The 24,428-nt window shown below is 48.7% G+C and carries 23 protein-coding genes and 2 pseudogenes; 3 read left to right on the top strand and 22 right to left on the bottom strand.

Annotated elements, in window-relative coordinates:
• Nucleotides 1–25: 25 nt before the first annotated feature.
• The 3 genes from V1224_02780 to V1224_02770 all read right to left on the bottom strand — a co-directional run bounded on the left by V1224_02780 (nucleotide 26) and on the right by V1224_02770 (nucleotide 3,989).
• The gene (locus V1224_02780; GenBank protein WWR16398.1) at nucleotides 26–1,780 is read right to left on the bottom strand and encodes an ABC-ATPase domain-containing protein; all 1,755 of its coding nucleotides are present in this window, start codon (nucleotides 1,778–1,780) and stop codon (nucleotides 26–28) included.
• A gap of 39 nt (nucleotides 1,781–1,819) precedes the next feature.
• Nucleotides 1,820–2,542 (bottom strand): hypothetical protein, encoded by a 723-nt coding sequence (locus V1224_02775; protein ID WWR16397.1) that lies wholly within the window; start codon nucleotides 2,540–2,542, stop codon nucleotides 1,820–1,822.
• Nucleotides 2,543–2,657: 115 nt separating this feature from the next.
• Nucleotides 2,658–3,989, bottom strand: coding sequence for an MATE family efflux transporter (locus V1224_02770; protein WWR16396.1), 1,332 nt, complete (start codon nucleotides 3,987–3,989; stop codon nucleotides 2,658–2,660).
• Between the two features lie 84 nt (nucleotides 3,990–4,073).
• Between V1224_02770 and V1224_02765 the strand changes: the two genes are divergently transcribed.
• Nucleotides 4,074–4,934 (top strand): MerR family transcriptional regulator, encoded by an 861-nt coding sequence (locus tag V1224_02765; GenBank protein WWR16395.1) that lies wholly within the window; start codon nucleotides 4,074–4,076, stop codon nucleotides 4,932–4,934.
• A gap of 43 nt (nucleotides 4,935–4,977) precedes the next feature.
• Here V1224_02765 and V1224_02760 read toward each other — a convergent pair whose 3' ends face one another.
• From V1224_02760 to V1224_02670, 19 genes are all read right to left on the bottom strand, one after another.
• On the bottom strand, nucleotides 4,978–5,856 hold the full coding sequence (locus tag V1224_02760) for a YitT family protein (GenBank protein ID WWR16394.1): 879 nt from the start codon (nucleotides 5,854–5,856) through the stop codon (nucleotides 4,978–4,980).
• Complete coding sequence (locus V1224_02755) at nucleotides 5,853–6,593, bottom strand: copper homeostasis protein CutC (protein WWR16393.1); 741 nt, start codon at nucleotides 6,591–6,593, stop codon at nucleotides 5,853–5,855. Before V1224_02755 ends, V1224_02760 begins: the two co-directional genes overlap by 4 nt.
• A 2-nt stretch (nucleotides 6,594–6,595) precedes the next feature.
• Entirely contained in the window at nucleotides 6,596–7,699 is a 1,104-nt protein-coding gene (locus V1224_02750; GenBank protein WWR16392.1) for a MupG family TIM beta-alpha barrel fold protein, read from the bottom strand.
• 2 nt (nucleotides 7,700–7,701) lie between these two features.
• Nucleotides 7,702–8,826 (bottom strand): M20/M25/M40 family metallo-hydrolase, encoded by a 1,125-nt coding sequence (locus tag V1224_02745; GenBank protein WWR16391.1) that lies wholly within the window; start codon nucleotides 8,824–8,826, stop codon nucleotides 7,702–7,704.
• Nucleotides 8,827–8,829: 3 nt separating this feature from the next.
• Nucleotides 8,830–9,795, bottom strand: a complete 966-nt coding sequence (locus V1224_02740; protein WWR16390.1) for a N(4)-(beta-N-acetylglucosaminyl)-L-asparaginase — start codon at nucleotides 9,793–9,795, stop codon at nucleotides 8,830–8,832.
• Nucleotides 9,780–10,871 (bottom strand): M42 family metallopeptidase, encoded by a 1,092-nt coding sequence (locus V1224_02735; protein WWR17410.1) that lies wholly within the window; start codon nucleotides 10,869–10,871, stop codon nucleotides 9,780–9,782. The genes V1224_02740 and V1224_02735 overlap by 16 nt, the downstream gene beginning before the upstream one ends.
• Nucleotides 10,864–11,889: a hypothetical protein gene (locus tag V1224_02730; GenBank protein WWR16389.1), complete on the bottom strand. Its 1,026-nt coding sequence runs from the start codon at nucleotides 11,887–11,889 to the stop codon at nucleotides 10,864–10,866. Before V1224_02730 ends, V1224_02735 begins: the two co-directional genes overlap by 8 nt.
• A gap of 79 nt (nucleotides 11,890–11,968) precedes the next feature.
• Entirely contained in the window at nucleotides 11,969–12,493 is a 525-nt protein-coding gene (locus tag V1224_02725; GenBank protein ID WWR16388.1) for a GrdB-related putative oxidoreductase, read from the bottom strand.
• A gap of 19 nt (nucleotides 12,494–12,512) precedes the next feature.
• Nucleotides 12,513–13,865, bottom strand: coding sequence for a PTS sugar transporter subunit IIC (locus V1224_02720; protein ID WWR16387.1), 1,353 nt, complete (start codon nucleotides 13,863–13,865; stop codon nucleotides 12,513–12,515).
• Between the two features lie 3 nt (nucleotides 13,866–13,868).
• A complete protein-coding gene (locus V1224_02715; protein ID WWR16386.1) occupies nucleotides 13,869–14,192 on the bottom strand; it encodes a PTS sugar transporter subunit IIB in 324 nt (107 codons plus the stop codon).
• 19 nt (nucleotides 14,193–14,211) lie between these two features.
• Nucleotides 14,212–14,520, bottom strand: coding sequence for a PTS lactose/cellobiose transporter subunit IIA (locus tag V1224_02710; protein WWR16385.1), 309 nt, complete (start codon nucleotides 14,518–14,520; stop codon nucleotides 14,212–14,214).
• Nucleotides 14,521–14,541: 21 nt separating this feature from the next.
• A complete protein-coding gene (locus tag V1224_02705) occupies nucleotides 14,542–15,117 on the bottom strand; it encodes an RDD family protein (protein ID WWR16384.1) in 576 nt (191 codons plus the stop codon).
• Between the two features lie 13 nt (nucleotides 15,118–15,130).
• The gene (locus V1224_02700) at nucleotides 15,131–17,020 is read right to left on the bottom strand and encodes a PRD domain-containing protein (GenBank protein ID WWR16383.1); all 1,890 of its coding nucleotides are present in this window, start codon (nucleotides 17,018–17,020) and stop codon (nucleotides 15,131–15,133) included.
• 232 nt (nucleotides 17,021–17,252) lie between these two features.
• Nucleotides 17,253–17,969: a YARHG domain-containing protein gene (locus V1224_02695; protein WWR16382.1), complete on the bottom strand. Its 717-nt coding sequence runs from the start codon at nucleotides 17,967–17,969 to the stop codon at nucleotides 17,253–17,255.
• 2 nt (nucleotides 17,970–17,971) lie between these two features.
• Nucleotides 17,972–18,724, bottom strand: a complete 753-nt coding sequence (locus V1224_02690) for a hypothetical protein (GenBank protein ID WWR16381.1) — start codon at nucleotides 18,722–18,724, stop codon at nucleotides 17,972–17,974.
• Nucleotides 18,721–19,200 (bottom strand): sigma-70 family RNA polymerase sigma factor, encoded by a 480-nt coding sequence (locus V1224_02685; protein WWR16380.1) that lies wholly within the window; start codon nucleotides 19,198–19,200, stop codon nucleotides 18,721–18,723. Before V1224_02685 ends, V1224_02690 begins: the two co-directional genes overlap by 4 nt.
• Nucleotides 19,201–19,268: 68 nt before the next feature.
• A complete protein-coding gene (locus V1224_02680) occupies nucleotides 19,269–19,535 on the bottom strand; it encodes a hypothetical protein (GenBank protein WWR16379.1) in 267 nt (88 codons plus the stop codon).
• 90 nt (nucleotides 19,536–19,625) lie between these two features.
• Nucleotides 19,626–21,794, bottom strand: a complete 2,169-nt coding sequence (locus V1224_02675; GenBank protein WWR16378.1) for a DUF262 domain-containing protein — start codon at nucleotides 21,792–21,794, stop codon at nucleotides 19,626–19,628.
• Nucleotides 21,795–21,917: 123 nt separating this feature from the next.
• The gene (locus V1224_02670; GenBank protein ID WWR16377.1) at nucleotides 21,918–22,712 is read right to left on the bottom strand and encodes an AAC(3) family N-acetyltransferase; all 795 of its coding nucleotides are present in this window, start codon (nucleotides 22,710–22,712) and stop codon (nucleotides 21,918–21,920) included.
• Between the two features lie 394 nt (nucleotides 22,713–23,106).
• On the opposite strand from V1224_02670, the pseudogene V1224_02665 reads away from it, so the two are divergent.
• Both V1224_02665 and V1224_02660 read left to right on the top strand, forming a co-directional pair.
• Nucleotides 23,107–23,437, top strand: a pseudogene (locus tag V1224_02665) (DUF5131 family protein).
• 130 nt (nucleotides 23,438–23,567) lie between these two features.
• Nucleotides 23,568–24,426, top strand: a pseudogene (locus V1224_02660) (AraC family transcriptional regulator).
• The last annotated feature ends 2 nt before the right edge of the window (nucleotides 24,427–24,428 follow it).

The following is a 24,428-nucleotide window of genomic DNA, read 5'->3' as shown; positions in this document are numbered from 1 at the left end:
CAACTTATTTTGCTTTGGTCATCATCTATTCCGCCCGCCACCTGCGGTAACGATTCAGACAGGCAAAGATCTCCTGCTCTCTCGGTCTGGCAAGCCCGCACGGTATATACGATCCACAAAACGGTTCCCACCCTTTCCGGTCCATTGTGTCGGAGAGCAGGCGGACGACCTCACGGACAGTCCGCTTTCCATCTGCTGCCTGTTCCAGTGCGTACCGCAAAAGATGCGCCAGCGCGCCCGTCTGTTCGCTGTCCGCAAGCTGCTCCACATACCGCAGATCCACAGTCTCCTTATCAATAGAAAACGCATCGCGTCCAAGCGTCTTCACTTTCCTGCACTCATGGTTACGCTCCTGTTGTCCTCCATGTTGGCGCCGGCCCCTGTCCCGGCGTTCTCCGGTTCTTCTCTCTGACTCTATCGGCTGCAAAACCCGTTCAAATGCAGGAACGGCAAACCCCGGCGCCCGCATCCGCGGCGCGGTATGCTCTGCGCATAGCTCCCTGACCCGGTCCGTAATGTCGACCGGACGATAGCAGTCCATCTGAATGATATGGTCGGCAATATGGAAAAATGCCCCGGAACTTCCGGCAACCAATATCGCAGATACGCCGGCCTGCTCATACAGGTCTCTGGCCCGCTCGAGAAAAGGGGTGATCGGTTCCTTGTCCCGGCTGATCACTTCCTGCATAAACTCATCCCGCAGCATAAAGTTTGTCGCCGACGTGTCCTCATCGATCAGAAACAGACTCGTGCCCGCCTCCATACTCTCGATAACGCCTGCTGCCTGCGATGTGCTGCCGCTGGCATCCTGCGTGCTGAAGCAGGCCGTGTCCGTCTTATTCGGCAGATCCCGGATAAAGAGGGAGATGTCAGCTCTGCATATCGAGCGTCCGTCCTCCGCGCGGAGTTTGACCGCCGTGTCCTCCGTAAGCACAAACTCTCGCCCGTCCCCGGCGATATGGTCATAGACACCGGACTGTAATGCCTCCAGCAGCGTCGACTTCCCATGATAGCCGCCGCCCACGATCAGAGTGATACCTTCCGGAATCGCCATTCCTGTTACCTCTCCTGCATGGGGAAGCACGAAAGTCCGCGCCATGGAGGCCGGTGAGACAAAGGGGACACTACCCTGCAGCGGCAGATCTGAGACACCACTCTTCCTCGGCAGGACAGAGCCATTGGCTACAAAAGCCGCCAGCCCTTCCTCTCTCAACAGGCCGCGCAGCGCCTCCTGGTCCTGTGCCAGAAAAAGTGCCTGCTCCACCTTTTTCCGGTCGAGCCTGCAATAAAAGAGACTGCTCTCCACGCAGCGGGGAAGAAAGTCAAACAGGATCTTTTCCAGTTCCCCCGCATTGATCGTCCGGCCGAACGCCGGAAAACCGACATGAAAGCGAGCGATGATCTTCGACTCTGTGATCTGACAGGCGCTGCGTTCCAACACTTCCTGTCCGCACCTTGTGACAGACAAAAGCCCGCTCTTTCCGGAACCTTTGGCTTTGAAATTAAAGTCTTCGAATGAATCCGCAAGCCGCCTTGTGAGAAAGTCCTGCAAGGCGACACGGTAACAGCGTTTCGTAATATATTCTTCCGGAAATCCGGCGGCGCTGTGTCCAACCTCCACATGAAGACTGGAAGGAGACGCAAACGGGTCTCCCTGTACGTGATCAATAAACAGACAAAACGTCTCGAACCGATAGCTCCCTGCCAGAGACTTGTAGGCCGGATACCCTCTGTGATCAATCGCACGCAGTTCACTGCGCAGTTCATTTGATGTTTTCATATTTTATAATCCTTTTTATTTTTCGCTCACTGCCTGCTGTCAGTTTTTGATTTTTTCAAATAGTTCCCTGTCAAAGGCCGGCTGGAACTGTTCGATCTGATCGGCGATCCCTTCACAGCAGAGTTTCACTTCCGGGTTGGCTGTCCCCTTCTCGTTTCTCTCTTTATATACATGCGCCCATTCGGTCAGATTGATCTTGAAGATAAAATTGCTGGGAATGCTGAGCATATACAGCCCCCTCTTTACGTCGTGAGAATCCGCGTATTCTTCTTTAATATACCCATTGATCGTCTTGACATACGGCACTCCGCCGTGTTCGATCCGCTCCGGTGCTTCGATCCCCAAAAGCGTCAGAGCCTGATCGGTGGGAATGATCTTGTCCTCATACCAGTCGGACATCTCATAGCCAAAATCTGCCAGTCTCGTACTGCTGCGAATAATCCTGTTGTTAAATCTCGCCGCATGGGAATCCCAGTCGTCCTGTCCTGCTCTGTGCAACCCTTCCACGGTCACGGAAATATCAATAAAGCGCAGCATCGTAATATGCCGCCAGCCCCACTTGATAAGACTGTCCATCCACGCCTGATACTGTGTCTTATCTGCCGGATCAGCCGTATCCAGCAGTCTTCCCTGCCGGTCCAGCACGCGGCTGCAGACTGCTCTGATCTCCAGCTCCTTTTCCCGCGTCCAGGAACGTCTGCTCATAAACATGGATGTAATCGCATCCGGAATGCCGTTGATTTCATTTACGTATATGTTCATTCTGATACCTCGTCTTCTTTCTTTGCGTCACGATATAGTGTATTTGATTCCGGATAGCTTGTCAAATGGATTCTCAGTCTCTCATATCGCTCTCAAAGCCCGCCTGCAGTTCCCTTCACAGATAATGATACGTGCGCTTCCCATATCTCACCAGGCAAAACACCGCCACAAGAAACGTCAGCGCCTCCGCAGCCGGCACCGCCAGCCAGAGTCCGTCAATTCCCCAGATGAATGGCAGCGTGAGTACCGCGATTACAATAAACACCAGCGTGCGCAGAAAAGAGATGACCGCAGAGACCAGCCCGTTGGAAAACGCGGAAAATAACGCCGAGGAAAAAATATTGTATCCCGCAAACAAAAAGTTCCAGATAAAGAGCAGATAACCATGATATGTGAGCGCATACACATTGCTCCCTTCAGGCGCAAACACACCGATCAGCGGCCTTGCCGTCAACAGTACGGTGCCGATCATCAACATCGTACTGCCGCCGATGATCCACAGGCAGTAGCGAAACAGCTTTTTCAGATAGGCCGTATCGCCGCAGCCGTAATTGTAACTGATGATCGGAGCGGCGCTTGTCGAAAATCCGAAAAAGATCGCCGTGAAAACATATTGCGCATATAATATGATGGAAACGGCCGCCACCCCGTCCTCCCCCGTCAGCCTCATCATCGTCACATTAAACAGAAAGGTCGTGACCGCCGTCGCCAGATTGGCCACCATCTCCGACGAGCCGTTCGCCATCGCCCGCAGCAGCATCGGGACATTCCGGTGCGGGCGGACATAGCAGAGTCCCGTCCGGCTCCACATAAAGTAAAACAGCGGAAAGATACCGCCAAACGCCCGGCTGAGCACAGTGCCCCAGGCTGCCCCCGCAATGCCCATATCGAAGACAACGATAAACAGATAGTCCAGGCAGATGTTCATCAGACCACAGAGCACTGTGATAACCAGGGCCAGTGCAGGCTTCCCGGCCGTGACGAAAAAGGTATTGTACATAACCTGTATGATATGAAATACAATAAAGGCAAATAATACTTTTCCATACGCCGCACAGAGGGGCAGAAGCCGCTCACTTGCGCCAAGCATTCCCGAAATGGGCACAAGCCCGCTCTGGACGACTACTGTGATCAGTACCCCACAGATAAGTGCAGTCAGTGTGATCAGTGTAAAATTATCCTTCGCTTCTTCCGTCTTTCCTTCCCCCAGTTTTCTCCCGATGACCGCGCTGCCGCCGCTGCCAAACATGACGGCGACCCCATATACAAAATATTCCACCGGCAGGACGATATTCAGTGCGGAAAGCGCATCGCTCCCGACAAAGCGCGAGACAAAAATACCGTCCACCGTCGTATAGACGGACGACAGGATGAGCATGATGATCGCCGGGAATGAAAAGCGGACCAGACCCGGCAATGTAAATTTTTTTGAAATCCCGATTTCCATTTATCTTCTCCCTCCCCTTGTTCTTTTCTCAGATGCAGGGTATTATAAAGTATCGGGTAACCCGAAAGTCAAGAACGGAATGGAATGAAAAAGGATATGAAAAAGAAATATTATAAGACCAATGAATTTGCAGCGCTCTGCGGTGTTACAAGACACACCCTTTACCACTATGAGGAGATCGGTCTGCTCTGTCCGAAGACGACCGCGGAAAACGGCTATCGTTTTTACACGATGGAACAATACGAAAAATTCCTCCTGATCTCGGCGTTTAAAAAGCTGGGAACTCCGCTGAAAGAAATACAGTCCTATTTCGAGAATCAGGATATGGATAATTTTCTCGCCGTACTGCAGACAAAACTGACCGAGACCGAAGCCGAGAGAATCGAACTCAAGAAAATGTGCACTCTGCTCTCCGATACGATCTCCACCATGAAAAATCTGGAGCGTATCGAAATGGATACGGTGCAGATCGCAGAATGCGAAGAACAATTTTTTATCGCCACTCCGGCGCCGGATGCGGCGCACAGAAAGGATGACAGTCAGATCCTCCGGCATTACCGGGAACATTTACAATACTGCAGCACTCTGGACTGTATCTCTCATTCCCTTGGCGGAGAGATGGTCCTCTACGAAAATATTGTCAAAGACAATTATCTGGAGAGTTTCTATATCAGCCGGACTGACCGCAAAGCCGAGGACCCCCGTCTGCACTGTAAGCCAAAGGGAACCTATGCCATCGTCTGGCACAACGGCAGCTATGATTCCCTGTACGGCATCTACCGTATGCTGAAAGAGCAATGTGCACAGCTTGGCTATGTCCCCGCCGGCAATATTTATCAGGAGGACGTCCTCGACTTTTGCGCCGACCAGAGCGCCGACGGGTATGTCATGAAAATATCCATGCAAGTAAAAGCCGCAGAGAGCAAAGAGGACCACAGTCCGTAACATACCGGCCGCAGTCCCCTTTGCTTTGTTCGTTATGGCATTTTTATTCGATCGGTTTTAAATAAAATCCTCCGTAAAAATCTTCTGATTTAAAGGTATTAATGACTACATGAGGGTCCGCCTTGCGCATCAGTTTCGCAATATCCTGAATCTCATAGCTGGAGACAACCGTGTGCAGCAGACTGACTTTCATTCCGCTGTAACCGCCGATCCCGTCTACTCTGGAAACACCGTGCCGGTACTGTGCCACATAGGCCCGGATGACTTCCTCTGCCCGCGTCGTCGTCACCTGCATTGTCATACGCTCATACCGGTGATAGAACGAGTCAATCGTCTTCGTGGAAATGAACTGGAACAGAATCGAATAGCCGGCATACTCCCAGCCAAACATAAATCCAAAGATCGTGATCAATACCGCATTGAACACAAATACATAACTCCAGATCGACTTCCCGCGCTTATTGGAAATATAGAGCGCCACAAAGTCCACGCCGCCAGTGGAAGCATTTCCCTTAAGAGCGATGACGGTCATGATCCCGTATGCAAATCCGCCAAAGATCACATTGAGCAGAATATCATCAAACAATGGTTCAAAGTCCAGCACCTTTAAAAAGAAACTGGCAAAAAATACCTGCAGCAGTGAGAACGCCGTAAAGCGTTTGCTGATACTTTTACTGCAAAGCAGTGCGACCGGGATATTCAGCACCAGCATTCCCAGAGAGACCGGAAAGGAAAATCCGAAAAACGTGGACGTCACCTTCTCCACGAGAATGGCAACTCCGGTAAAGCCGCTCGATAGCAGATTGATCGGGTTCATAAAGATCTGCATCACGGCCGCCTGCATGAATCCGGCAAGCAGGACACTCATAAAAGTGTAAACGCACCTTGCCTTATCGTTATTTCTTATCTTTTGAAAGTTCATATGGCATCGACCAACCTCTTGACTGATTTTTCATCGACCATCTCATACGCATCCGCACTTGGCTGCCGTACATAGGCATAAGTAACATCCGGTCCCTCTGTCGTCGGGTCGGTAAGCCACCCCTTGCAGGAACTGTGTACCTGGGAAATCCCGGTCCGCTCCATCAGTTCCCTGGCATTGTCCGCATTCACACCGCTCCCGGCCAGGATCTCAATCTGCTCCCCATACGCTTTCTGCAGGGAAGCGATCTGCGCCGCACCGTCCACCGCTTTTGCCTTCCCACCGCTTGTGAGTACGCGGTGGATACCCATACCGATCAGTCTCTCCATCGCCGTAAACTGATCCTGGACACAGTCAAATGCCCGGTGGAACACGGCCTCTCCCTGATACCGCCTTATGATCTCCACGATCTCCCGGATCTGTGCTTCCTGAAGGTTTCCGCTTTCATCCAGGCAGCCGAACGCAAGCCCGTCAGCGCCGTTTTCCATCAAAAGCTCCGCATCCTCCTTCATCACCGCAAAATCGGCCTCATCATAGCAAAATCCCGCACCTCTCGGACGCACCATCGCGATCACTTTCAGATCCGTATGCTGCTTGGTCAAAACAAGCGTCCCCAGAGACGGCGTCAGCCCTCCCAGATGCAACGCACTGTTCAACTCGATGCGTCTGGCGCCTCCCCGATATGCCGCCAGCGCATCCGCATAACTGCCGCAGCATATTTCCACTACTTTTTCCATTCTCATTCACCTGCCTGTCGAATCTTCAACGCGAAACTGTTTGCCGGTCTGATACAATCCAGAATGAGCTGCTCGCCTTCATTGATACGGCCCACATAGTTATAGCAGTCGTCGGCTCTGATCTGGTCCAGAACGATCATCAGCTCCCCGGCATAATGTTTCAGATTGTCGTTTACAATGATCACATCGCCTTTTGTAAAGTTCACTTTTCCGTTGCCACGGGGAACGATGCTCTCATGCTTATATTTTACTCTCGGAAAGCTGGATCTGACAACCAGTTCGTTACAATCGTCTCTCGAGGCATGGTACTCGCAGGTGATAATCTCCCGTTCAATCTCCGATACCTGCTCTTCCGGATCGACTTTCAATGTGAGTTTATGCAGATCGGTCTCTGCCATTGCCCGCAGCTCTTTTTCGCTGGCGAAGGCGTTGCCGATCATAAAGTCATTACACAGTCCCAGCGCATTTAAATGACGAAGCTGCAAGTCGATCGGCAGACTGCGATGGATCTCCAGTGTCGGCAGCCCGTCGTAGACCTCCCACGGCCCATGGGTATGTGGCTCCTGACTGGTGACGAATGTGGCATTGTTCAGTCCCAGAGGCTGATAGCGGCTGTTCAGTTCCCGGTACCGCGCCAGACCCATACCTGTATTTTTCTGCGGATAGAAATTGCTGCAGATGCACATGTTGCTCCTGTCTGCCCCTTTTTCGATCATCAGATCAAGACCGATCGTACTCGACGCATTGTACTCGATCATGATCCCGTCATGATTTTTGGTGATCTCAATATCTTCGAATTCCCCAAAATGACCGTCCAGACGGACAATATCCACGCCCATCTGTGCAAATACCGACAAGTCCATCGGCGTAGCGTTCAGCTTTGTAAAGATGTCAGGATTCGTATCCACCGACACAGTGAGCCCGCTCTCATGCGCGACCCGGCAAAACTCCGTAAAATCGTCGATGATCTTCTCCTTACTCTCCTCTACCGACAACAGGCAGGTAAACACTCTCCGGAACCCATATTTCCCGGCCAGGCGCATATACTCATAGCACTGCTCTTTTGGCGCCCGCTCCGGATAGACGGAAATTCCCAGTCTCTTCATTTTCATTCCTCCTCTAAGCCTTCCATCAGCTCATACAGCGCATATGCATAGATCTGTGTATTCTTTTCAATATCGCAGATCCGCATCCACTCATCCGGCATATGACCGATCCCTTTCTGGCCTTTGAAGCTCGGTCCGAAAGGTACAATATTTTTGACGACTTTCGCATAGCTGCCGCCCGTCGTCGTCACCGCGCTGCCATCCTCGTTCATGATCTCTTCATATACTCTTTCCAGTGTCCTGATGAGATACGTATCTTTGTCAAAGAAGACCGGATCGATGTTGGAATCGAGTGTCAGAGTCATAGATTCCCTGCACAGACTGCGCAGCGCTTCTGTCATTGTCTCCAACGGATAAGAAGCCGGATAACTGGAGACAAGCGTCAGGCCACAGTGGTTCTCATCCTCAAACAATTCAACCTTTCTCACCTGGTTCTTTCCAAATTCCTCGTCCGCATAGTCGATACCAAGGCTCGCCGACAGATCATTCTGATTCAAAATATACTCATTCATAAAGGAAAACAGTTCCCTCATCTTCTCTTTCGGCAGGCTGTAGCGGTATGCCGCCCGTCCGCGCTCCGCATAGATGACCGGGTATTTGACGTCGGGCGTCCAGCCCATGAGCGGATATTTGTGGTCTTTAAAATACCACTTCATATCTTCCATCCCCGTCTCTTCGTTCGTACCGAACAGGATTTTTACCTTAATCGGAAATTTGTATCCCAGATCGACAAGCGTTTTCAGCGCGTACAGACAACAGAACGTCGGTCCCTTGTTGTCGAGTACGCCTCTGGCATACAGATAGCCATCCTTCTCCGTGCATACGAAGGGATCGGTCTTCCATACGCCATTGACATCCACAACATCCAGATGGCCCACACAGGCAATATAATCTTCCGTATCCGGCCCGCAGGAGACAACGCCGATCTGATTTCCCACGTTTTCTGTCTCAAACCCAAGTCCTGCAGCGATCTCCAGCGCCCGGTTCAGGCAGTCTGTCACCCGTTTTCCAAATGGATCCTCCGGCGTGGCCGCATCCTGCCGGGAATCCATGCCACAGATCGTTTTGATGTCCTCCACCAGGGAGGGCAGCAGTTCTCCCACATGCGTTATGATCTTCTCTTTCATCTCTTATTCCTCTACCGGCGCCATCCGCACACGCATATATTCTTCCAGCCATTCCTGAGATGCCTCTTCAAATGTGCAGTGACCATCCTCTTCCCGTTTCACCAGATATACGACAGGTTCCTGACCCTCCGTGGCTACACTGAAAGAAAACCCGCCAATATTCGTGGCACAGCCGTACTCTCCTTTGTTGTTCATGGCAACGACAGAGAGATCGCCGGCCTCTCCCCGCTTTTCCTTCAGCTTTCTGTCCAGATCATTCACTGCCTTTTCACAGGCTTCCTGCGGTGTCAGCCCTTCCTTCATCAGACGGACGATCTCATAGGAGATACAGCCTTTCATCAGATCTTCACCCAATCCGGTCGCTGTGGCGCCACCCACTTTGGAATCAGCATAGAATCCGGAGCCAACGATCGGAGAATCACCCACGCGTCCGCTCTTTTTCATAAACAGTCCGCTCGTGCTCGTAGCCGCTGTCACTGTCCCGGAAGTATCCAGACAGACCATACCCACCGTGTCATGACCGTCGTACGGTTTCAGTTTCTGCTCTGCTTCCTGCGCCAGTTCCTTTTTCTTCTTTCTGTAAAAAGCCTGCGCACGTTCCGTCAGCATCTCTTTTTCTTCAAACTTGCAGGCACGGGCATATTTCTCCGCTCCCGCTCCCACAAGTACATTGTTCACTTTCTCTTCGCTGAGCTTTCTGGCAATGCTGATCGGATTGGCAAAGTCTTTGATCGCCCCGATCGCCCCGACACTCATCGTATCTCCATCCATATAACCGGCATCCAGCTCCACGATCTGTTCCTCATTGGGCAGACCGCCATAACCGACCGATTTATAATACGGAAAATCCTCCACCGCGCGGATGGCAGTTTCAATCGCCTGTCCTGAAGGTTCTCCCTTTTTTAACAGTTCCGATGCAAGTTCAATTCCCTCTTTTGCCATTCTCCATGTGGCTATGATCCCATACATACGCTACCCTCCTGATAGTCCAACAATTCCCTGAACGTTTCTTCCTTCATATCTTTAATCAGTTCACACAGCAGCCGGATACAACCTTCCACATCCTCCAGATGAATCATGCTGTGATTCGTGTGCATGTAGCGGATCGGAATGGACAGCGTCATATTGATGACTCCCGCAAACGCCTTGTGAATATTGCCCGAATCCGTCCCGCCTTTATTAAATACCGCATACTGACAGGCGATGTGATGCTTCTCGCAAACCGTCTCCACATATCTGACCAGCTTTCTCGGTGCAATCGAATTGGAATCAATCATCGACAGTACCACGCCGCCGCCCAGCGAACAGATATTGTGATTCATCGGAGTGTCGCCGGCCAGAGTCGTATCAATGGCAAATGCCAGATCCGGACATATCGATTCCACTGCCGTCCGCGCGCCCCGAAGCCCCGGCTCTTCCTGCACGGTATTCGCCAGATACAGCGGCACATGCTCTGTCCCTTCCAGCCGTCTGGCCACTTCCGTCATAATATAATTGCCGATGCGGTCGTCGAACGCCTTACACGATACATAATTCGGATCGTTCATAATCTCGAAATGCGACCAGGGAACGACCATATCCCCGGAGGCAATGCCAAGTGACAGCGCCCCTTCCCGGTCTTTTACACCCAGATCAAGATAAATATCTTCCATGGAGACGGTTTTCTTCTTTACTTCATCTGCCAGTCCGTGTGTGGCCATGCTTCCCATGAGTGCGGAATACTTCCTGCCGCCTCTCGTGACGACCGTATACCACTGCCCGAGTACCATATGACTCCACCAGCTTCCCACAGGACGCAGTTTGAGAAAACCGTTCTCGTCGATCTCTTCCACCATAAAGCCGACCTCATCCATATGAGCGGCGACCATCACTTTCGGTCCCGGCTGTCCTTCACACTTGACGGCGATGACGCTGCCCAGACCGTCACGACTGCATGTGAGACCAAGCTCTTCAAATTCGCGCTGCAGGATCTCACCGATCTCCTGCTCAAACGAGGAGATCCCACAGGCAGAACATATCTTTTCCAGTTTTTTCTCATCAATCATTCCGCTCACCCAGTCCCCATCCAGCAATCTTCCCGGAGTCTATCGTTCTCAGATAAGAAACAAGCGCATCAACGAGCGCATCGACATCACTACACCTGCAGATCTCATTGGCGCTGCCCATATTGTCGATGGCAATGCCTGCACTCACTGACGGCGTCCCTTTCAATGTTTTATGGATAAACGAACCGTCGTTTCCTGTCAGCCCAAAATAAGCCCTGGCTCCTGTCGCTTCCGTAAAATCATGCAGCAACGCCTGCGACGGCAGCATCTGACGGTCATAATAGCCGGCAATCACGCCGTCCCCGACCTGTACCTTTCTCTTCGCCGTGTCAAACGTCGTCAATGCGATCGCCGCATCCGGCCGGATCACATAAGTCGCCGTTTTCGTTCCCCGATAGCCGATGACAGACTGTGCGATACAGCCTGCTGCCAGATGGAAATCGAATTTCAGATCCCGCACCTTCTCTAAAAGTTCCAGCGTTACCTCATTGAGCACCCGTGGGAACAACGCCCCTGACAGAATGACACCATCCTTTTCACTGAAAACGCCCGCATACCCGGCCAGGTCTCCCGGATGAACGAGTTCTTTGAGCTCCTCGTATTTCATACCGCAGGTAATTGCCAGATCATCTGCATTTTTGATCTCACAGGAATCTTCCAGCGCCTTCTTCTCCATGCAGATCACGCCGTCGAGGTATGTGTTCTTTCTCGTGAGGATTCGTACACGCTGGTGCAGCAGAGAATTGCAGGCCACATTCTCCAGTGGAATAAAGGCAAGCGTACCGTCTTTTTTCACTTCCGAGATCATCAGTCCCACTTCATCGAGCGGACAGGCAATCATCAATGTTGCCGCCTGCGGATTGTCGGACTTTTTGACGGCAAAGACCGAACCGAGCCGGTCATACTGCAGCTCATCGCACAAAGGCGCATACGCTTTCCGAAGCTGTTCTCCAACTGTCGTCTCCGCACTGCTGACACCGAAACTGTTACATAACTTTTCTAATCTGCTTGTGTTCATAACTCTCCTTTTGAAAAGGCTGCCGCAAAACTCGCTCTTAACAGCCAATTTGCGGCAGCCTTTCTGCACTTATCTGCGTTTAATAACATACTCGTTTGCGAATACTCTCAAGCTCTCCCGATTTCTCAACCGTGGCAGTAATCAGTTCACACAAGTCTGTAAAACTGTCGTTGAGACCGGTCCCGCCCTTCTTCGGCATTTTGACGATCGGTGTCTTGTCTTTATAGTTCTCTATCGTCTCCGCATTTTCCACCGACATCATGGCACAGGATGGAATGTCCGTATGTTCCAGTACAGAAGCTGAGATCATCGCTCCCATCCGGGCATAGTCCGGGAAGTTAAAGCAAGGTCCGCAGACAACGAAATCCGGATTTACTTTCTTTACCATAGCCGTCATTTTGGTCACGACTTCCTCCTGATGGTTTAGAAAATATTCGTTTCCGCAATATAACGTGGCGGCAACCTGTGCTCCGATCTTCTCAAAATGTGATTCCATCATCAGAGCTGAACCAATACCGCCTTTGGTGGCAGTCAATCCCACATTGGGATTTGATTTTCCTCCGGCTCCCGCCAGACCCTGATCGAAAATTAATACTATCTTCATAATTTCCACTCTCCTGTTTCTAATCCAGTTCCAGATCGTCAAACGACAGATCATCTAACTCATCTGACTGACTGCCGGCCGCACTTTCTTCCTCCAGATACCTCTTATCCAGCAGTTTGAAGAACGGATAGTAGATCAATATATCCACGGCAAGCTGCACGATCTGCACGACAGACCCCATTACCGAGCCGGTCACCAGGAAGCCTGAGAAGATGATCGGACAGGTCCATGGGAGCTGGACACCGAGCGTGATCGGCATAATGCCTGTCACTGTGGCCACATATCCGATGATCGTATTGGCAACTGGTGCCAGAATAAACGGAACTGCCATCAGTGGATTCAGAACGATCGGCAGACCGAAGATCAGCGGTTCGTTGATTCCGAAAACACCGGCCGGCAGAGACAGCCTGCCGAGCGTCTTCATACGGTTTGATTTCCCCAGGAAAGCCATCATGATTACAAGGCCGAGTGTGGAACCGCCACCACCGAAGTTGCAGAAGAAATCTGAGAAACCGGCCGTAAAAATGTTGGTCATCTGTAAACCGGCCTGTGCCGCCTCATAATTTTCCACCGTCAACACTTTATGTATCGGGCTGAAAATCGTATTTGTGACAGCCGGTCCGTTGATACCAAAGAACCAGAACAGGGTAGACAGGAACTGGTAGATAACCTCGAATCCGGACAGTTTGCCAAGTCCGACGAGCGGCGCCTGCAATACCTGATAAATAAAGTAATGAACATATTCAAATGAAGTGTGATCAAAGAGTATTCCTACGGCAAAGAATACGGTCATCGCTATGGCCGACGGAATCAGAGAAGCGAAAGACTCCATAACCATAGGCGGAACTCCCTCCGGCAGACGGATGACCAGTTTCTTTTTAATCGCCCACGCGTAAATCTCCACGGAAAGGATCGCCGTAATCATTGCCAGAAACATCCCTGCAGTACCCAGGAATGTAAACTGGAATCCATTGAAGGATGCTGCTTCCGCAGCGCCTTCCAGTTCCACAAATGCCTTCTGCGGCGTGATGATCAGAAAACATACGAGCGCTACGACTGCGCCGCCGATCCGGTTTTCCAGACCTTTTTCACGTGCATAACAATACCCGATGCTGAGAACGCCAAGAAGCGCGACACAGTCAAACGCAATGGCTGACACTCTCCCCAGATACGCATCCCAGCCGGCTCCGAAGATGGAAGTCATCAGGTTCAGAAACCCTTCCAGCGGGAAATTGGAGATCAGCAGGAAAATAGAGCCGACGATCGTGATCGGAACCGTGATCAGGAAACCGTCACGGATCGCAGACAGTATCTTGTTCCTGGACAGCACATTCGCAATGGGCATCAGGATTTTTTCAAGTTTTTGCATCATAACTTATTTTCCTCTACTTTCTTTGTATAGCTTCATTGCTTTCTTTAACACTCTCTCACCGTCCACATTGCCGTAATCCGTACTGTCAATGACTGATACAACACGGTCTTTGCCATAGCGCTCGGCTACCTTGTCGTAGAGATGTTTCACCTGTGGTCCAAGCAGAATCACTTCCGGATTAAACTCGTTGACAATGTCGTTCATCTGCGTATCAGAGAACGCTTTGACCTCGATCGGAAGCTGGTGCTCATTCGCGACCTTCTGCATTCTGCTGGCAAGCAGACTGGTAGACATCCCCGCGTTGCAAAATAAGTAGAATCGTTTCATGCTCTTTTCCTCCTTTCCCTCAATTCATTTTTTTATACAGCTCGATCAGTTCCACAGCCAGCAGCTTAATCGTCTCTGCCGCCATCAACTGGTCTTCAGCGTGCATCAGCAACAGACAGACCTCTGTCCGTTCTCCACTGGCCTCTTTGGTAATCAGCTCAGCGTGCTGTTTATGACCGTTCAGATAGCATTCGTCCCCATGCCGGATCGCCTCCTGCGCTTTCGCATAGTCTCCCTTCTTTGCGGCCTCCAGCGCAGAAATATAATCGCTCTTTGCCTCCCCTACCGCAGAGATGATCTTAAAACAGATCAGTTCCATTTCTTCCATAAATCGTTTTCCTCCTTCATTTTAAATAGTTTTCTCTCTTTCCAGTTTACCATCGAGCACTTTGCTGCCTGCCCAGAGATCATGAAGCGCCTTCCCTCTTCGAAACGTCATCCAGACAGAAACAAAGAAACATCCAAACATAACATAACTCAATATGCTCCCGGCCCAACCGGATACCAGCATCGTCAGCATCTGTATGACATACTGACCCGTGAGCAGAAATGCACCTTCCAGAAGCATCACTCCTGCAAGCTGGCGCAGAGCAAGTCTCCCTGCCGGAAGCGGCTGCCCGGTCTCATCGGCGATACGGATATTCATCAGTCTCTTACCAAGCGTCTGTCCCTTCCATATCCCCAGAGGAATCCAGTAATAATAAAATGCTCCGAACAGCAGTCCCAGCAGTCCTGCGATCCACCAATAGGGAGCCGCAAATAACGTGACATCCGTATTGATCGTCGTCTCGCCCGTCTGCATATTCCACAGAAATCCCACCGGAAGCGCACTGACTGCCGAGCCCAGATACCAGTCGATCAGAAAGGCAAATCCTCTCCTGATTCCGGGCGCCGGTTTGATCTCAAGATTATTTTTCGTTTTCATATTCACCTTCTCATCACTCGATGAAGCCGACAAAAGCCTTTGCCGTTTCCGCTTTTCTGATCTTTGACAGAAGCAGGGTATCGTCACAGATATTTCCAAACCAGTCAAAAAAGATCTTCAGCAGTTCCTTCTCGTCGTCCCTCACTGCCAGCAGTAGCACGAGATGAACCGGATAATCGCCCCACTGGACAGGTTTTTTCAATATGGCGATACTCATTGTAGACTGAATCGCCGAATAGTTCAGTGCATGCGGGATGGCGTAGCCGTGGCTGAATGAAGTGTATGCCATCTTCTCCCGGTCAAACGTCGATGCTTTAAATGTCTCATCAACACGCCCCCCTTCGTACATCCGATCGCACATATAATCAATTACCTGCTCATACGTATCGCACTCCAGATTATAGTAGTAATATTCCTCCAGAATCAGACATTTGATAAAATTATTGAACTCCGTCTTATAATGTCTTTTGTCCAGTTCATTGATCGCCTTGAAAATTTTATATTCGTCGCTTGTATTGACAAACATACTGATCGAGATCGTCGGAATATCCAGCTGGTGAGTGAGCGGTATCGTTGATATGATCAGATCCGGATGCAGATGCTCTATCACATTCGCTTCATAATATGTCAGTATCTCATCAATCACTATCTTGTCCCCGAAGCGCTCTCTGATCTTGTCGACACAGACTCCGGCCATCGTGTTACTGTTTGGCTGGATCAGAACGACATGATAAAAATACTTAATATTCAGTCTGTCATATGCCGCACCGATATGTATGGCCAGAAAACCGATTTCATTTTCCGAGACAGAGCTGCCCGTATATTCCTCGATGATATGACCGATAAATACACTCATCTCAAATACAAGCGGATACGTCTTTTTGATCTCCGGCAGACAGACATTGGCAACAACAGCTTTATAATAAATCCGTTCCAATAAGTTCTGCAGATGAAGGACGACGCCATCCTTAAAAATCACATCGCCGGAAAAATCTATATCATATCTCTGGCGGATCATCTTGATGATCTTCAGCATCAGCTCTTCCGCCTGCACCAGATATTCTTCCCGGTCAAACAGTGTGCTCCGCTGCCGGCCAATCAGAAGGTTGGCGAATAAGACAACCTCATTCTCATTTAAGTCAAAGGCAAACGATGCCGTCACCTTTGTGAAAAATTCCATCGCGATCTCGTATTCCTGCGTTTCCCTGATCCCGCTGTGATACCTGCTCGTCTCGACATAATTGCAGTTCATCATTCTCTGAATCGAAACCCCGACGTGAATCATCAGCATCGGAAAGTTTTCCTCGCGCACCCGGTAGTGATGATCTTCCAGAATCTCTTCCAGAATGTTTTTGACTTTGATCAGGTCCAGATTGGGAAACAGTTCATCGATCTTATTGATATTAATAAAATTCCCTCTTGTCTCACTGGCAAGTAAATCTTTGTAAACAACACGTTTACTCTCTTCACTCCCTTTCAGATAAATGTGACTGCCATCTTTGACAAGTTCTATTCCGTCATACTTTTCCAGCATTTCCGAAATTCTTTTAATATCATTTTTAACCGTAAACTCACTCACATATATGTCATACTGTAAATCGAAAATATTGATCTTACGTGCATGAAAGAGCAGTTTTTCGATAATATATTTACAGCGTTCCCCTGAGGTCTGTGGAATATTCTCCTTCGGCTCCAGATCCCGAATCCCGGAAACAGCCTGATTAATCCGATACCCATAGCGCACACTCGACTCTATGATCCCGTTATAATTCCTTCCGAGCTGCTCCATGTCGCTGCGGATCGTGCGGTCCGAAACACTCAGGATCGTTGACAGTTCCTTGCCTGTGATCCAGTCCCTTTTTTCCTGTAAAATTTCAAGAATTCTTTTCTGTCTCCTTTGCATGGTTTTATTATACAAGGTCTTTGCTCCTTTATTTTGCACATAATTTCCTAACAGATAGGAAAGATTTCTGTTCAACTTTCAGTAATATCAGCTGCCATTTCCCAGTATATTTGTAAATATGCACAATTTTTATCAGACAGGAAACTTACCCGTATCATAAAAAAATATGGGAAACTTACCTGTCACAAAGTAAGATTCCCATATCTAAGACACTCATTCGAAAAAGCCGTCCTCACTTGTCGATTCCGGACAACAGTTCCAGATTCGCTCTCTCGTATTCATTGAATACCGCATCGTCAAATTCTTCGGCCGTGCACTTTGGTTCATACCATGCACAGCCCATAAAATATTGATTCAGATCTTCATTCCGAAAAATATAACCGTGCCGGGCATAGATCTCATTTTTCGCCAACTGTATGATCACTGCCGGCGCATCTGCAAAATCTGCTGCCGTATAATATTTCATATCTGTGAAATACAACGGGTCGGTCCGATTTGCGATGTCTCTCACCTCCCGCACATTTTCCCAGTAATCTGACACGACATCATATTGGCTGTAGGCGCGATAGTATTCGCTTCTCTCCATTACTCTGCGTTCCAGCTCTTCTCCGCTCATATTTCCATAGAATTGTTCATAAAACCGCTCCCACATCTGCTCATAGGTCAGCGTATCCCCGGCACCGGCAGCTGCCGCCGTCCCGGCATCCGTTTCCATGCCGTCAGACACCTCCGTTTCTGCGGACTGTACCATCTGTTCCTGTCCGTTTTCCGTATGTTCCGGGTTCTCCACTGATTCTGTTTCCATACTTTGCGACTCCTGTACGGCTTCCTCTTGCACGCTCTCCGGACTTTGTACGGATTCTGCTTCCTTCGCTGTCTGCGCCCCACAGGCGGACAATGTCAGTATTCCTGCGACTGCGACAACTGCCATCCTTAGTTTTCTCCACATTTTTATTCCCCTCCATGATGTCTGCCATGCGATCCGCGGCTGCGTCCGCCGCCCGTATGTTCTTCCGCCTTATCTGTCGCCCCGTGCCGCCTGCATGTTTCGATCCGCTCCTGGATCTCCCCCATTGTCATGCCATGGCAGTCCTCCACAGTTACTTCTGCGTCATACGCCGCAAGCTCCTGATATGCCCTGTATTTACCAAAAGACATTTCATGCGCATGCGCCTGTTCCATACAGCTCAAATCGCTGCTGTATGTCAAGACACGATAACCCTCAACATGACGATCGGCGTTGATCGCCTCCATGATCTCGTCAGAGCGGTCGGAAATCACCGTAAAGACCAGCTGGCTGTCTTCTGTCAGATAGGCTCCATAACTTTCGTCTTCCAAAAGCCGGTCGATTGCCTGCATATAAGAAATGTATTTCAGGGAAACATGCTGTAAAATATCCTGTCCATCCTCATTATATCCCTTTACAGATACGACTCTGCCCAAACGGTTGATGCCCAGTTCGATCGAGGGATTCACATCAATGCTGATGTAAGAGATCGCTCTGCCATACATGGAATAGCCTCCCGCTCCCGCCAGAAGAAAGAAACACATGACTGCCACTGCATACCGCATGACAACATACTGTTTTCTGAAAATTCGCTTTTTGTTCTCTCTGTTTCTCTGTCCGTTCAGATACAGCAGCGTGCTTTGTTTCAGTTCTTCCGATGCCCGAATGTCTTTCATACTGTCCCGGAGTCTGTTCATGACCATTCACCTCCTAATTTCTCGCGCAGTATTTCTTTCGCTCTGGAAAGCCAGGTATAGATGGTATTCTCTTTTCTTCCCAATATCCCGGCAATCTCCACTGCCGAATATCCCTCATAATAATAAAGATAGATCACATTGCGATATTTTTCAGGAAGCTGGAGGACAACCTCCAGCGTTTCCATGGAGGTATCATCCAGCGTCCCCTTTTCTTCCGTCAATACTTCAAGAGGCACCCATTTCCTGCGCGAGAGATACCGCAGCCAATCGGTACAGGCATTGATCGTTACCCGTGCAAACCATGCTTTCTCATGCTCACTGCTCTCAAAGGAACCTTCATACAACAGGTATTTCAGATATACATTTTGAAATACGTCCTCCGTATCATGTCTGCTTTTCAAGTGTACAAGGCATATCCTTCGCACCATATCCGCATAAGTCTCCATCACACGGTTTATATCCTCTGCGCTCTTCAAGGTTTTCCTCCTTTCTTCCCGGAAATCCAAAAAGGCTCCGCTATCATCAGCGGAGCCCTTCCTGTCCTTTAATGGTGATAACCTGTGTGGCCTTCCCTGTAATGGTAGCCCGTTCCGTCGCAGATGCCTCCGTTCTGGCATACCCCATCGACATCACAGTATCCATTTTCCAGACAATAACCACTCTCATAGCAGGAAGCATTCTGCACAGCCGCCCCTGATGTGTACGCGCCGGAATGATGCCCATGCCTTGCAAATGCCACATTGGACATGCAGCCTGCCATCGTCAGCACAACTGCCATCGTCGCCACTGCTTTTGTCATTATTTTTTTCATATTCTTACCTCCGTTTTTGCGATTGATTTTGCATTCTATCAATAACACGCCCGGTAAGAGAAAATCCTTTCATAAATTAAAAATAAATTTTTATTCTTCTCCCACAACGTATTCTGAGATGTCAACCTCTTTCAGCTCCGGTTTTGAGAGAAGCATCGTCATCCTGCCATCCGCATCTTTCAGCAACACGATATGATAATGTGAAATCTCCCCGTCGTCATACAGCGAAGTGTTAAAATGCGCCAGGTGAGAGGCAAGAAACGTTCGGGGAAATCTCACAACCGTCGTCGTCTTATTCCTGCATCCAAGTATCACATATTGTTCCGCACATGCCGCGATGTCTTCGAACCGTCTGTCCCTGTACCCCAGCCAGTACTTCTCCCGGTCTCCCTGCGGATACATTTTGGATGTGATCATTATATAACCACTGCGATTGTCTTCTGTCTTATAAACGCGGTTCCTTTTCACACACTGTACCGCCGGTTCTTTTACCGCAAATTTCAGGCAGGAGCCAAGAGCCGTCTTTTCATCTACTACGCCTGTTTCCTCGCCCGCGGCGATCACAATATCCGGATAAGGATAGACCTCGCAGATTTTTTCAATCAGGGATACCGTTCTCTTTTCGATTTCTCCAAGATCCCATTTTGCGACCGACAGAAGCGCCGCATTCAACGTCAGATGCCCTGTGCCCTTCAATATTTCATTTTTATAGCTCCATTTGAGATTGCCCATTTTACTGTTGTCAGATCTGGCTGCCAAAGTCAGATTGCCAAGCCGATGGAGATTGTCAAAGTATGTCTCCCTGTCCGTGTCCAGTTCCTCCAGCCATTCTTCCGTAGGCGTCTGGGGCATCAGATGTTCCACACTCAGCGCAGACAAATCTACCGGCGCAGGGTTGTGATCCAGCTCCAGCCGCTCTAACAAAGTACGAAGTGCGGGCCGCTTATAAACATTAGCGCTCATAAGCATCTCCATCATCTGTTTATCCGTCGGCATATAGCTGCCGCTCGTATTGACGTTATTTCCGACCATCTCCTGATTCAATTCCTTCAGAAGTGCGCGGTAATCGCCGTCACACTTTTCCAATACTTTTTTCAAAACGACCGGAAACAGTTTGGAAATATTCTGCGAATTCAGATCACAGATACTTCTCCGGAGCATATAGGTGTTGACCGCCGAGATTACCGACGCAAGCGTAGCCGCATCAATGTCTCCCTGTCTGTGAAGCCGATAAAACTCCATAATGACCGCCATCGGCACATCCGAGCGAATCTTTCGGAAGTCTGTGACAGCCGTTTTCAGCTCTCTGTCCAGCGTATTTGTTTCCGCATACATAAGCAGGCGAAATATTCTGGCATATTCAAGCAACTGCTCAAACAGGTCTTTAACCCCTATTTTCTGCTGAGCCACCCACTCGATAAATCCACGATAAACAGTATTTTTAGGAATCAGAACATAAGTTTTAATCGCAAGAAACATTCGGAAAAACATCTCCAGCGTTTTCGAATCGGCAGAGACAAAATCTTCGAGTTTCTTCCAATATCTGATATAATAATCTTCCTGAATTTCACTTTGCAGATCCATCAGCAGGTAATTGCGGATCAGATCCGCTGCCGTCAGTTTCACCCCTGTCGCATTGATGCTTTCAAAAATCTTCTGCGCGTTGTCTTCCTCCGTGATCGGCACACAGACCAGATACAGTTTGTCCAGCGCCATCAATATGTCATTGGCACAATACCCACGAAAGACCCATTCTTTCATATAACTGCGAATATAATTATAATTTTTCAATATGTTTGAGTTCTGTCCGGGAATATCCTCCATCCTGCCTTCTACGATACATCGGTAGGCATCATCATCAGAGACAAGCGGCTTTAGTTTATATTTGATTTTATCCCCGTGATACGGATTCGTCAGATACTGTCCGTCAAGCTGACTGATCTGATCCTGTGCACTCTGCTCTACAAGTAGCTCCCTGACGGCATACAGTATCAGAAACGTTGTTGTCAACCGCTGCTGTCCATCTATGACTGACAATTCTCTGGAGCTGAAATCGAGCGCCTTCTCCAGATAGATGATAATCCCCATAAAATGATTTTTATAGTCGCCATTCAGCACGCCCTCCAGATCACGGAGATACTGCTTTACTTCCTTATCCGTATTCCACGTATAGTTTCTCTGGTAAACAGGAATCACAAACTGACTGCCCTGACTCTCCCGCAATAATTGTGACAATCCTGTCCTCTTTGGTTCGCTCATAGGTATTTCTCCCAATTCTCCGGCATATGAGGCCCCGCCTCCGGCGCCGGATTTCCATCCGTTACGTTTTTATTCCAGCTTCCATTGTATAGCTCTTATTCCGGGCTGTAAATATGTTTTCCATCATTTTCGGTTTTCCCTTATCCATTCCACAGCAAAATCCACCAGCGCTCTTTGGCTCATCATGGAAAGAATCCCATTTCCCAGAAATACATGACGCACCTTTCCGGTCTGCTCGAAGGCCTCTCCAATTACTGAAAAATCTTCTCCATCTACAGCTAATGTCTCATAGGATTTCCATACCCGCTGACCGTCAAGCTGTATGGCACTGCTCTCCCTGGTCATATGTTTACCCGGATATTCAGCCCTGACATCAGCCAAATGGAGGGAAGTGTTCTTGTCATAACCTACTCCAATCAGTAAAACATCTCCATCAAGTTCGTATAGCCTGCCAATCGGTGATCCGTCTCCAAAAATATCGCACAGGTCATGATTTTCTGTCAGATACTGTGCATAACGTCCCCACGCTGCTACTGACCTTGCCGGATGGTCACTTCTAAGCGTCCCCGGCCACTGCCGGAACATTTCTGATACGGCGCCCATTGTATTTGTCGGTGTAATCCTTTTGTCATAAGCAGGAATGTATTCCCGTATCACAGGCCACCATTCCTCTGGTTCCTGCCAGTAGACGCCTGCAGACGGATCTAAATTCTTCCATGACTGTGTCGGCATCATAATCGTACCTTCCTCGCCAACACACTCAACCAATGCTTCAATCACTGACTGTGCGCCGCCACACACATACCCCAGACTGCTCATCGATGTGTGCACTATAATCGCCTGCCCTTTCCGGACTCCAATCTCCTTCAAGGCAGTTTCAATATCGTCCGGAGTTACCAACTTCCTTTTTTCCGTCATCTGATTCCCCTCCCAACCATGTCATAACTGCTATAATAATCATAAAATGAACGCTAATAAATAGCAAAGGTTAAGCGTGAAAACCTTAACAATATTTGATCTCATTCTATGTGCATTTTTGCGTCATATATACTGTCACGCTCTCTGAGAATTACAGAAAGTATCACCCATTTCCCTGCAGTCTCCCTTTCTCAACCGTTTGAATATTTCAACACTCCAGGCTGCTCTATGCCTGTTATTCTGTGTTGTCATCAGCAATACCAGGACAAACTTTTCACATGCCCTTACCTCATCACCCCTGGCTGACGATATACCATTTGCTCCATCATGATACAGCTAAATCAGCCAACCGGATCATTTCTTACCGGCTGTAAAAGATAGCAACCAGAAATAAATAGAGGACGCTGATCAGCGACGGGCGGAATATTGGAAAATAATGCGGGAGCGCTCCGACTTACATTTTCTTTTTCTGACGAAGCGGTTTGAAAGATTTTTGGATTGACAAGAATATCATATGTCAACCGTTGATTGAAAATATCAACCTCTCCGCATATTTACATGATATAGAATTAATTGTTTTCGGCGGGGAGACAGATAAAAATGCAAGACCACTTAACTATGACTGGATATTGAAAATACGGCAACAATGTATTGCTCATAATGCACATTTTGAATTTCAGCAATGTGGTACACACTTTATCAAAGAAGGTAAATTATACATATGAAAAGTTTGTGATTTATGCAGTCAGGCCAAAAAAGCGAACATAAACTTCTGATGCTCTCTTTTTTGTGTATGAAAAGAGAGGCAGTAGCAGCTCATAAAAGTATAATTATCATTGAACAGGAGGGAAAGAAATGGAATGGATAGAAAAACTAAATAAAGCAATTTCTTATATTTAGGGGCATCTTACAGAAGAAATCAGCTATGATGAGCTTGCACACACAGCATGTTGCTCCACCTACCACTCTCAAAGAATGTTTGCATATATGGCAGACATTCCACTTTCAGAATATATCCGTCGCAGACGGATGTCTTCAGCCGCTCTTGTTTTGCAGAGTGGGAAAGAAAAAATCATTGATATTAGTATGAAATATGGTTATGCCTCTCCGACTGCATTTAACAGGGCATTTCAAAGTGTGCATGGCATAGCACCGTCAATAGCACAAAAAGGTGGAACGCCCATGAAGTCTTATCCCCCTGTCAGCCTCAAAATAACCGTAAAGGGAGTCGAGGAGCTGAGTTATCGAATTGAGAAAAAGGCGGCCTTTCGCATTGTGGGGTTATCTCATCCACTGGATAAGGAGATAAAAAAAATTTCACAGCCGTACCACAAATGTGGCGAAAAGCATCGATACCCTCAGTGGACAAAGGAACATTTGAAAAAATTACACTGCTTATGAATAATGAGCCTGGGGCGTCTTAGGAGTAAGTGTTTGCAATGATAACGAGGAATGGCGATATTATATCGCTGATTCCTCATCCATTGACATCGATCGTTCCTTAGACGAATATATTGTCCCTGCCTGCACATGGGCTGTTTTTAGCGGAGCTGGTACCGGTATCTCAATTCAGGAATTAGAACAACGCATTATAACAGAATGGCTTCCAACGTCCGGATTTGAATTTGATAACGCACCGGATATTGAGGTCTATCTTAATCCCGACCCAAATAATATACAATATGAAGTTTGGCTGCCGATCAGAAAAGTATGAAG

The sequence above is a fragment of the Lachnospiraceae bacterium JLR.KK008 genome, assembly GCA_037015955.1.
GTDB lineage: Bacteria > Bacillota > Clostridia > Lachnospirales > Lachnospiraceae > VSOB01.
The sequence above is the reverse complement of the archived record's forward strand: the minus strand, read 5'-3'. Positions and strand labels throughout refer to the sequence as shown.